This is a genomic window from Kitasatospora sp. NPDC057542 (assembly GCF_042801945.1).
In the GTDB taxonomy this organism is placed as follows: domain Bacteria; phylum Actinomycetota; class Actinomycetes; order Streptomycetales; family Streptomycetaceae; genus Kitasatospora.
Genome location: NZ_JBHVFE010000353.1, coordinates 1 through 9,580, shown reverse-complemented (window position 1 = coordinate 9,580; position 9,580 = coordinate 1). Strand labels below are relative to the sequence as shown.

At 70.4% G+C, this 9,580-nt stretch carries 9 protein-coding genes; 4 read left to right on the top strand and 5 right to left on the bottom strand.

What is annotated here, in order from left to right; translation table 11 throughout:
* Positions 1–46 precede the first annotated feature (46 nt).
* The 3 genes from metG to ACFU7Y_RS32390 all read right to left on the bottom strand — a co-directional run bounded on the left by metG (position 47) and on the right by ACFU7Y_RS32390 (position 2,956).
* Positions 47–1,780, bottom strand: a complete 1,734-nt coding sequence (gene metG, locus ACFU7Y_RS32400) for a methionine--tRNA ligase (RefSeq protein ID WP_224280986.1) — start codon at positions 1,778–1,780, stop codon at positions 47–49.
* A gap of 130 nt (positions 1,781–1,910) precedes the next feature.
* A complete protein-coding gene (locus ACFU7Y_RS32395) occupies positions 1,911–2,111 on the bottom strand; it encodes a DUF397 domain-containing protein (RefSeq protein ID WP_224280987.1) in 201 nt (66 codons plus the stop codon).
* Positions 2,108–2,956: a helix-turn-helix transcriptional regulator gene (locus ACFU7Y_RS32390; RefSeq protein WP_224280988.1), complete on the bottom strand. Its 849-nt coding sequence runs from the start codon at positions 2,954–2,956 to the stop codon at positions 2,108–2,110. The genes ACFU7Y_RS32395 and ACFU7Y_RS32390 overlap by 4 nt, the downstream gene beginning before the upstream one ends.
* A gap of 346 nt (positions 2,957–3,302) precedes the next feature.
* Between ACFU7Y_RS32390 and ACFU7Y_RS32385 the strand changes: the two genes are divergently transcribed.
* Entirely contained in the window at positions 3,303–3,458 is a 156-nt protein-coding gene (locus ACFU7Y_RS32385; protein WP_224280989.1) for a hypothetical protein, read from the top strand.
* Between the two features lie 25 nt (positions 3,459–3,483).
* Here ACFU7Y_RS32385 and ACFU7Y_RS32380 read toward each other — a convergent pair whose 3' ends face one another.
* A complete protein-coding gene (locus tag ACFU7Y_RS32380) occupies positions 3,484–4,086 on the bottom strand; it encodes a GNAT family N-acetyltransferase (RefSeq protein WP_380770517.1) in 603 nt (200 codons plus the stop codon).
* Between the two features lie 127 nt (positions 4,087–4,213).
* Positions 4,214–5,497, bottom strand: coding sequence for an adenylosuccinate synthase (locus tag ACFU7Y_RS32375; RefSeq protein ID WP_224280991.1), 1,284 nt, complete (start codon positions 5,495–5,497; stop codon positions 4,214–4,216).
* A 126-nt stretch (positions 5,498–5,623) separates the two neighbouring features.
* Here ACFU7Y_RS32375 and ACFU7Y_RS32370 point away from each other — a divergent pair, with 126 nt between their 5' ends.
* The 3 genes from ACFU7Y_RS32370 (at position 5,624) to purM (ending at position 9,532) form a co-directional block, all read left to right on the top strand.
* Positions 5,624–6,469 carry a diacylglycerol kinase gene (locus tag ACFU7Y_RS32370; protein ID WP_224280992.1) on the top strand — a complete coding sequence of 282 codons (846 nt, stop codon included), beginning with the start codon at positions 5,624–5,626 and terminating at the stop codon, positions 6,467–6,469.
* 295 nt (positions 6,470–6,764) lie between these two features.
* On the top strand, positions 6,765–8,348 hold the full coding sequence (gene purF / locus ACFU7Y_RS32365) for an amidophosphoribosyltransferase (RefSeq protein WP_380770516.1): 1,584 nt from the start codon (positions 6,765–6,767) through the stop codon (positions 8,346–8,348).
* A 98-nt stretch (positions 8,349–8,446) separates the two neighbouring features.
* On the top strand, positions 8,447–9,532 hold the full coding sequence (gene purM / locus ACFU7Y_RS32360; RefSeq protein WP_363386647.1) for a phosphoribosylformylglycinamidine cyclo-ligase: 1,086 nt from the start codon (positions 8,447–8,449) through the stop codon (positions 9,530–9,532).
* Positions 9,533–9,580 lie beyond the last annotated feature (48 nt).

Sequence of the window (9,580 nt, the reverse complement as noted above, 5' to 3'; positions counted from 1 at the left end):
CGGGTTCACTCCCGGGCCCCGCCTCCTCACGTCCGCAGCGCGACCGCTACGCCCCCGAGCCGCCGAAGCGCACCGTCCAGGCCGCCAGGTCCTCGTCCGTGATCTTGGCGAACAGCACCGGCGGCACCGTGAACGCCGTCCCGGCCGGCACCAGGTCCAGCGTCCGCGCCTCCTGCGGGCCGATCCAGTCGCGGGTGGCGGCCGGCGAGTCCTCGGGCAGCGCGAAGGCCCCGCGCATCGCCGCCGCCGCGGCCGGGATGAACGGCTCGGAGACCACCGCGTACAGGTGGATCAGGTTCATCGCGGTGCGCAGGGTCAGCGCCGCCGCCTGCGGGTCGGTCTTCACCTGGAGCCAGGGGGCCTTCTCGTCCAGGTAGGCGTTGCCCGCGCTCCACAGCGCGCGCAGGGCCTGCGCCGCCTTACGGAAGTTGAGCGCGTCCAGCTGGCCCTCGTACTCGGCGAGCAGGGCGGCGATCTGCTCGCCGAGCCGCTGCTCGGCCTCGCCCGGCGCGTGACCGCCCGGGACGTCGTCGCCGAAGCGCTTGCGGCTGAAGGAGAGCACCCGGTTGACGAAGTTGCCGAGGGTGTCGGCGAGGTCCTTGTTGACCACCGAGGCGAAGAGGTCCCAGGTGAAGCTGGAGTCGTCCGACTCGGGCGCGTGCGCCATCATGAAGTAGCGCCAGTAGTCGGCGGGCAGCAGTTCCAGCGCGTCGTTGCCGAAGACGCCGCGCTTCTGGCTGGTGGAGAACTTCCCGCCGTAGTACGTCAGCCAGTTGAAGGCCTTGACGTAGTCGACCTTCTTCCACGGGCGGCGTGAGCCGAGCAGCGTGGCCGGGAACATCACGGTGTGGAACGGGACGTTGTCCTTGCCCATGAACTCGGTGTACCGGACGGTCTCGTCGGCCTCGTACCACCAGGACTTCCAGTCCCGCAGCTGCCCGGCCGGGGCCGCGTCCGCCCACTCCTTGGTGGCGCCGATGTACTCGATCGGGGCGTCGAACCAGACGTAGAACACCTTGCCCTCGGCGGCCAGTTCGGGCCACACGTCGGCCGGCACCGGGACGCCCCACTCCAGGTCGCGGGTGATCGAGCGGTCCTGGAGGCCCTCCGTCAGCCACTTGCGGGCGATCGAGGAGGCCAGTACCGGCCAGTCGTCGGCGTGGGCGGCGATCCAGTCCTCGACCTCCTCGGTGAGCTTGGACTGGAGCAGGAACAGGTGGCGGGTCTCCCGGACCTCCAGGTCGGAGCTGCCGCTGATCGCCGAGCGCGGCTCCAGCAGGTCGGTCGGGTCCAGCACCCGGGTGCAGTTCTCGCACTGGTCGCCACGGGCCTTGTCGTACCCGCAGTGCGGGCAGGTGCCGACGATGTAGCGGTCCGGCAGGAAGCGGCCGTCGGCGTTGGAGTACACCTGGCGGATCGCGCGCTCCTCGATGAAGCCGTTGCGCTGGAGCTCGCGGGCGATCTCCTGGGTGATCTCCCGGTTCTGCGGCGAGGAGCTGCGGCCGAAGTGGTCGAAGGAGAGCCCGAAGCCGTCGTACACCGCCCGCTGCGCGTCGTGCGCCCGGGCGCAGAACTCCGCGACCGGCAACCCGGCTTCCTGGGCGGCCAGTTCGGCGGGCGTGCCGTGCTCGTCGGTGGCGCAGATGAACAGCACCTCGTGCCCTCGTCGGCGCATGTAGCGGGCGTAGACGTCCGCCGGGAGCATGGACCCGACCATGTTGCCCAGGTGCTTGATCCCGTTGATGTAGGGAAGGGCGCTGGTGATCAGGTGCCGAGCCATCCTCGGATGCTCCGATTTCTCCCGTACGCGCACCCACCCGGAGTGCCGTGCCAGGCGCAGGGTCCACTGTGGGCTGCAAGCCTAGGGCAAAGAGAAGGGCCCCGGCGTCCGCGGCGGGCCGGGCCGGAGGTCACGGCCGGGAGAAGTCACCGTACCGGTCGAACTCCCCGGACTTCACCCCGCGGACGAAGGCGGCCCACTTGCGCGGCGTGGTCTGCACGATGACCTCGGGCCGGTCCGACTCCCGGATCTCCACCAGTCCGCCCGCCGCTCTGACCTCGACGCAGTCGGTGCTCTCGCCGCTCGCCGACGCCTTGCGCCACGTACTCATGCGAAGTCTTTCAGTAAGGCCCGAATGAAGTCCCGGGACTCGTCCGGCCCGAGCGAGATCGCCGCGGTCTCCTCCTTGATCCGGCGGTAGGAGGCCAGTTCGGCCTGGGTGTGCACGAATTTCGGCCCGTGGGAGAGATCGATCTGGACGGTGTCGAGCTCCGGAACCGGCCCGCGGGCGAGGTACAGGCTCTCCCCGGAGCCGGTGTAGGTGGGCACGCTGAACGGGATCACCCGGATCTCCACGCCGGGCCGTTCGGAATTCGCCAGCAGGCTCCGCAACTGGTCGCGCAGCACGTCCGGACCGCCGAACTGCATGCGCAGCGCGGACTCGTGCAGGAATGCGCTGTAGGGCTTCGGGTGGTCGACGAAGATCTGCTGGCGCCGGATCCGGAACGCCTTCCGGACGTCCGCCTCCTGCCGGTACTGCGGGGGAAGCCGCTCGAACACCGCGGCGGCGTACTCCGGGGTCTGCAGCAGACCGGGGATGAAGGTGCTGTTCAGGATGGACAGGGAGGCCGCGTGGTGCTCCATCTCCGCGATGTCGATGATCCCGCTCGGCAGCCGGCCGCGGTAGCCGTCCCACCAGTACTTGCGCCGGTCCTGCGTCATCGCCAACAGCGCGTCCAGGTAGGGGCCGTCCTCGCAGCCGCAGGTGCGCGCCCAGATCCGGAGCCGCTCGGCGCTGATCCCCGACTTCCCGTTCTCCATCTGGGAGATCTTGGGCAGGTCGGTGCCGATGGTGGCGGCCAGGCTCTTGGGCGTGACGCCCACGCGTTCGCGCATCCTGCGCAGCTCGATCCCGAGACGCTGCTGGCGGACGGTCGGCGACAGGCGGGGTGGCATGACTCTCTTCTCCGGGTCGCGGCTGGGTCGATGCTTCCGGTGAAGTGTGCCGTGCACACCGGGCCCTAGCTACCGAAATGGGGGATACCCCACGATGGAGTGAACGTCTTCCCGCTCGGTAGCAACTCTGGCACCCTGACCCTATGGTCGTCCGTGTCACTCACTGACTTGTTGCCGCCTAAACAGTCGTCAAACAGTCGTCACTCGGCCGTCGACAGGCCGTCATGGCACGCCAGATGCATGGTCGCGGCGCCCGAAATCACCGACCGGAGACAGCCATGCCCCTCCCCTCGCCCCTCGGCCCTCCGCGCCGGCCCCGCCCTTCCCGGCGCATTTCCGCATCCCGGTGAATGCGCTCCTCGTCGCCGGATTGTCGGTGCTCCTGCTCGCCGTCCTGTTCGTCGGCTGGCTGGTCTGGCTGGTGAACATCCAGGCGTACGAACCACGCCCGGCGAAGCAGGAGTTCGCGGCCGGCCATTCCGCCCCCGGCGAGCGGAAATAGCCGTCGCACTGCGCCGATCCGCGGCTCAGCCCCGTGAAAGCCGGTCCACCAGACGGGACTTGGCAGCCGGCCACTCGTCGGTGAGCATCGAGAAGTAGGCGCTGTCCCGCCAGGTGCCGTCGGGCCGGAGGCGGTGGCGGCGGTGGATGCCCTCGAACTGCGCGCCGAGGCGCTGGATGGCGGTGCGGGAGCGCTCGTTGCGGGCGTCGGTCTTCCAGAAGACGCGGCCCATGCCCAGGTCCTCGAAGGCGTGGGTGAGCAGCAGCAGCTTGGCCTCGGTGTTGACCGCCGTGCGCCAGACCGAGCGGGCGTACCAGGTGCCGCCGATCTCCACGAACTCGTCGTCCGCGCTGAAGTCGTGGTAGCCGGTGACGCCGACGGCGCGGCCGCTCGTGAGGTCGACGGCGGCGAAGTTCACCGATTCACCCTCGGCCGACTCCGCGAGTCGGCCGTCGAGGATCCCGCCGAGATCCTCCTCCGAGGCGGGCGGGAGGTGCATGGTCCAGCGCCAGACCTCGGGCTCGGAGCCGACGGAGGTCCAGAGGTCGGCGAGGTGACGGCGCTCCAACGGCTCCAGGCGGATGTGGCGGCCGGTGAGGGTGACGGGTGAGGGCAGCTTCGCGGTCATGATCCGAACGTAGCGGCGCTCTGCACTAGACGCAATAGATGTCTGTACTAGTGCAAATATGTTCGCCGGGCACGGCGAAGGGCCCCGCGGAACGGATCCGCGGGGCCCTCGGAACGCGAGCTCGGGCTCAGATGAACGAGTTGATCTCGATCGTCTCGTCGCGGCCCGGGCCGACGCCGATGGCCGAGATCGGCGCGCCGGACATCTCCTCCAGCGCCTTCACGTACGCCTGGGCGTTCTTCGGCAGCTCGGCGAAGGACTTCGCCTTGCTGATGTCCTCGGTCCAGCCCGGCAGCGTCTCGTAGATCGGCTTGGCGTGGTGGAAGTCGGACTGGTTGTAGGGGAGTTCCTCGACCCGCTTGCCGTCGATCTCGTACGCGACGCAGACCGGGATCTGCTCCCAGCCGGTCAGCACGTCCAGCTTGGTGAGGAAGAAGTCGGTGAGGCCGTTGACCCGGGTCGCGTAGCGCGCGATGACGGCGTCGAACCAGCCGCAGCGGCGGTCGCGGCCGGTGGTGACACCGCGCTCGCCACCGATCCGGCGCAGCGCCTCGCCGTCCGCGTCGAACAGCTCGGTCGGGAACGGGCCGGAGCCGACGCGGGTGGTGTAGGCCTTGAGGATGCCGATGACCCGGTCGATCTTGGTCGGGCCGATGCCGGCGCCGGTGCAGGCGCCGCCCGCCGTCGGGTTCGACGAGGTCACGAAGGGGTACGTGCCGTGGTCGACGTCGAGCAGGGTGCCCTGGCCGCCCTCCAGCAGGACGACCTTGTTCGCCTTCAGCGCCTCGTCCAGGACGAGGGTGGTGTCGGCGAGGAAGGGCTTGATCTTCTCCGCGTAGCCCAGGTACTCCTCGACCACCAGGTCGGCCGGGATGGTGCGGCGGTTGTACAGCTTGACCAGGATCTGGTTCTTGTCGTGCAGCGCCGCCTCGATCTTCTGGCGCAGGATCGACTCGTCGAACAGGTCCTGGACCCGGATGCCGACGCGGTTGATCTTGTCCGCGTAGGTCGGGCCGATGCCGCGGCCGGTGGTGCCGATCCGGCGCTTGCCGAGGAAGCGCTCGGTGACCTTGTCCAGGGTGCGGTGGTACGGCGTGATCAGGTGGGCGTTGCCCGAGACCAGCAGCTTGGAGGTGTCGATGCCGCGCTCGTTCAGGCCGGCCAGCTCGGAGAGCAGCACGGCCGGGTCGATCACGACGCCGTTGCCGATCACCGGCGTCACGTTCGGGCTGAGGATTCCGGAAGGCAGCAGGTGCAGGGCGTACTTCTGGTCGCCGATGACCACCGTGTGACCGGCGTTGTTGCCGCCCTGGTAGCGGACCACGTAGTCGACGGAGCCACCGAGGAGGTCGGTGGCCTTCCCCTTGCCCTCGTCTCCCCACTGAGCGCCAACGAGCACGAGTGCCGGCACAGGCGTACACCCCTTCCGGTTGGGGCATCCTGCGTAGGCCGCAGTCTGCCCCGAGATAGACGAAGCCCCTGGCGCAATGGCGCAAGGGGCTCTTGCACCGAGAGATTACCTGAGGAAGGACCGGTCGTGTCGTCCCTGTCCACGCCTGCTACCGGCGGCCCGGAGCCGCTCCTGCTGCTCCTCGACCCGGTGGCCCGGCAGACCGACGGCGAGTCGGTGCGGATCGCGAAGGACGTGCTCTGCGGGGGCGCGGACGCCAAGGTGGCCTTTCCGGAGAGTCCTTCCGAGCTTGACCGGGTGCTTTCGCACCGAGGCCGGAGGCGACCGGTGGTGATCGGTTCCGACCTCGCGTTGCAGCGGGTGCTCCAGGCCCTGCATCGGCAGCGTGAGCTGGGCGCAGAACCGGTGGGCATGGTTCCGGTCGGTCGCTCGGAGGAGCTGGTGGCGGCCCGCGCGCTCGGCGTGCCGGGGGAGCCGGTCCGGGCCGCGCGGGCCGTGCTGTCGGGTGCGCCGCGCCGGCTGGACCTGCTGGTGGACGACGGCGGCGGAGTGGCGCTGGGCGGGGTGCGGATCACCGGTGGGGGTGCGCGCCGACCGGTGGGCCGTACGGGTGGCTGGCGTTCGCTATGGGCGAAACTGGCTGCGGCCGAGCAGGCGAACGCACTCACCCCGGACGGCGCCGACCACAGCTCCCGGGTCCGGGTCGAGGCCGACGGCCGGCTGCTCGCGGACGTCCACCGGCCGGTCCGGCTGGTCCAGGTCACGCTCCCGTCCGGCGCCTCGGACGGGACGGGCGAGATGGAGGTCGTGGTCGCCGCCTCCGGCGCCCTGGTGCGCGCCCGGGCGGCGAGCGTCTCGGTGGTCGGGCGCGGCTTCGGCTACGAGGCGGACGGCCACCCGGTCGGCCCGGTCCGGGCCCGGACCTGGACGGTGCACCCGGGGGCCTGGGGCCTGCTGCTGCCGGCGGCGTAGCGGCCCCCGGCGGCGTGGAACGGGCCGGGTCGCCGCGCAACCGTCCGCGTGACCGCCCGGTGAACGCCCGGGTGAGCAGGCTCACGTTCGTCCGCGCGCCGACCTCCGCCGCTGCGCACACGGAACTCCCCAACGGGCGCGAACCACAAGGCCAACCGCCACCCGCCGGAATTCCCCCCACTCGAAATCCCGGCCCCGTAAGGGGTTTTGTCTACGCGCGTTAACTCGTGATCAGCGGACAAACCCGCAGTCCCGGGTTCCAGAAGCCCGAGTCAGCTGCCCTAGACTCGAAGACGTGCCACGTGGTGACGGAAGACTCAACCACGATCTTCTTCCCGGTGAGAAAGGCCCCCAGGACGCGTGTGGCGTCTTCGGTGTCTGGGCTCCCGGCGAGGAGGTCGCCAAGCTCACGTTCTTCGGCCTTTACGCCCTGCAGCACCGCGGTCAGGAATCCGCGGGCATCGCAGTGAGCAACGGCTCCCAGATTCTCGTCTTCAAGGACATGGGACTCGTCTCCCAGGTCTTCGACGAGGCCTCGCTGGGGTCGTTGCACGGGCATATCGCCGTCGGACACGCCCGCTACTCGACCACCGGTTCCTCGGTCTGGGAGAACGCCCAGCCGACCTTCCGGGCGACCGTGAACGGTTCGCTGGCCCTCGGGCACAACGGAAACCTGGTGAACACCGCCGAACTGGCGGCCATGGTCGCCGAACTTCCCGGCGAGGAGCACGTCTCGCGCTCCGGCCGGACCGCCGCGACCAACGACACCGACCTGGTGACGGCCCTGCTCGCCGGCCACCCGGACCTCTCCATCGAGGAGACGGCCAAGGTCGTGCTGCCCAAGGTCAAGGGCGCGTTCTCGCTCGTCTTCATGGACGAGCACACTCTCTACGCCGCCCGCGACCCGCAGGGCATCCGCCCGCTGGTGCTCGGCCGGCTGGAGCGCGGCTGGGTGGTCGCCTCCGAGACGGCGGCACTGGACATCGTCGGCGCCTCCTTCATCCGCGAGGTCGAGCCCGGCGAGCTCATCGCCATCGACGAGAACGGCCTGCGCACCTCCCGGTTCGCCGAGGCCAAGCCCAAGGGCTGCGTCTTCGAGTACGTCTACCTGGCCCGCCCCGACACCACCATCGCCGGCCGCAACGTGCACCTCTCCCGCGTGGAGATGGGCCGCCGACTGGCGAAGGAGGCGCCCGTCGAGGCGGACCTGGTGATAGCGACGCCCGAGTCCGGCACCCCCGCCGCGATCGGCTACGCCGAGGCCAGCGGCATCCCGTACGGCTCCGGCCTGGTGAAGAACGCCTACGTGGGCCGCACCTTCATCCAGCCCAGCCAGACCATCCGCCAGCTCGGCATCCGGCTCAAGCTCAACCCGCTGCGCGAGGTCATCCAGGGCAAGCGCCTGGTGGTCGTGGACGACTCCATCGTCCGCGGCAACACCCAGCGCGCGCTGGTGAAGATGCTGCGCGAGGCCGGCGCCGCCGAGGTCCACATCCGGATCTCCTCGCCGCCGGTGAAGTGGCCCTGCTTCTTCGGCATCGACTTCGCCACCCGCGCGGAGCTGATCGCCAACGGCATGACCATCGAGGAGATCGGCCGCACCCTCGGCGCGGACTCGCTCTCCTACATCTCGATCGACGGCATGATCGAGGCCACCAAGCAGCCCAAGGACAAGCTCTGCCGGGCCTGCTTCGACGGCGAGTACCCGATGGAGCTGCCGGACCCGGCGCTGCTCGGCAAGCTCCTGCTGGAGGCCGAGATCAAGGGCGGCCAGCAGCAGCCGGCCGTCCGTGGCAAGCCGACCAGCGGCAGCGACCTGGACGGCGTCCAGGCACTGCTCGGCGGGGCGGGCGCGGCCGACGCGCTGCGCCGCCCGTAACGAACGCACGGTGGGGTCCCGCGAACCGGGGCCCCACCGCTGTTCCACCCCCGGCTGTTCAAGAACCACCCCCACCTGACCCGAAAGGGCCGCACGCAGTGACCAGCAACCAGAACGGCGCCACCTACGCCGCCGCCGGTGTCGACATCGAGGCGGGCGACCGCGCCGTCGAGCTCATGAAGCAGTGGGTGAAGAAGGCCAACCGCCCCGAGGTGGTCGGCGGTCTCGGCGGCTTCGCCGGCCTCTTCGACGTGTCCGCCTTCAAGGACTACGAGCGGCCGCTGCTGGCCTCGGCCACCGACGGCGTGGGGACCAAGGTGGCCATCGCCGCCGCCATGGACAAGCACGACACCATCGGCCACGACCTGGTCGGCATGGTCGTCGACGACCTGGTGGTGTGCGGCGCCGAGCCGCTGTTCATGACCGACTACATCTGCGTCGGCAAGGTCGTCCCGGAGCGGGTCGCCGCGATCGTCAAGGGCATCGCCGAGGGCTGCGCGCTGGCCGGCTGCGCCCTGGTCGGCGGCGAGACCGCCGAGCACCCGGGCCTGCTGGGCCCGGACGAGTACGACGTCGCGGGCGCCGGCACCGGTGTGGTGGAGGCCGACGCGCTGCTCGGCGCGGACCGGGTCCGGGCCGGCGACGTGGTGATCGCGATGGCCGCCTCCGGCCTGCACTCCAACGGCTACTCGCTGGTCCGCCACGTGCTGCTGAACGAGGCCGGCTGGAAGCTGGACCGCAAGGTCGAGGAGTTCGGCCGCACCCTCGGCGAGGAGCTGCTGGAGCCGACCCGGATCTACTCGCTGGACTGCCTGGCGCTCACCCGCGCCACCGAGGTGCACGCCTTCTCGCACGTCACCGGTGGCGGCCTGGCGGCCAACCTGGCCCGGGTGATCCCGGACGGCCTGCACGCCCGCCTGGACCGCGGCACCTGGACCCCGCTGCCGGTCTTCCGGACCGTCGCCGAGGTCGGCCGGGTGGCCACCCTGGAGATCGAGAAGACGCTGAACATGGGCGTCGGCATGGTCGCGGTCGTCCCGCCGCACTCGGTGGACGTCGTGCTGTCGATCCTGGAGGACCGCGGCGTGGAGGCCTGGCTGCTCGGCGACATCGTCGAGCGCACCGACGAGCACGAGGGCGGCGCGGCCCTCTACAACGCCTACGAGGGCTTCCGGGCGAACTGACCCGGACCGTGACGACGAGAGGGCCTCTCCGGTGCACCGTGACGACGA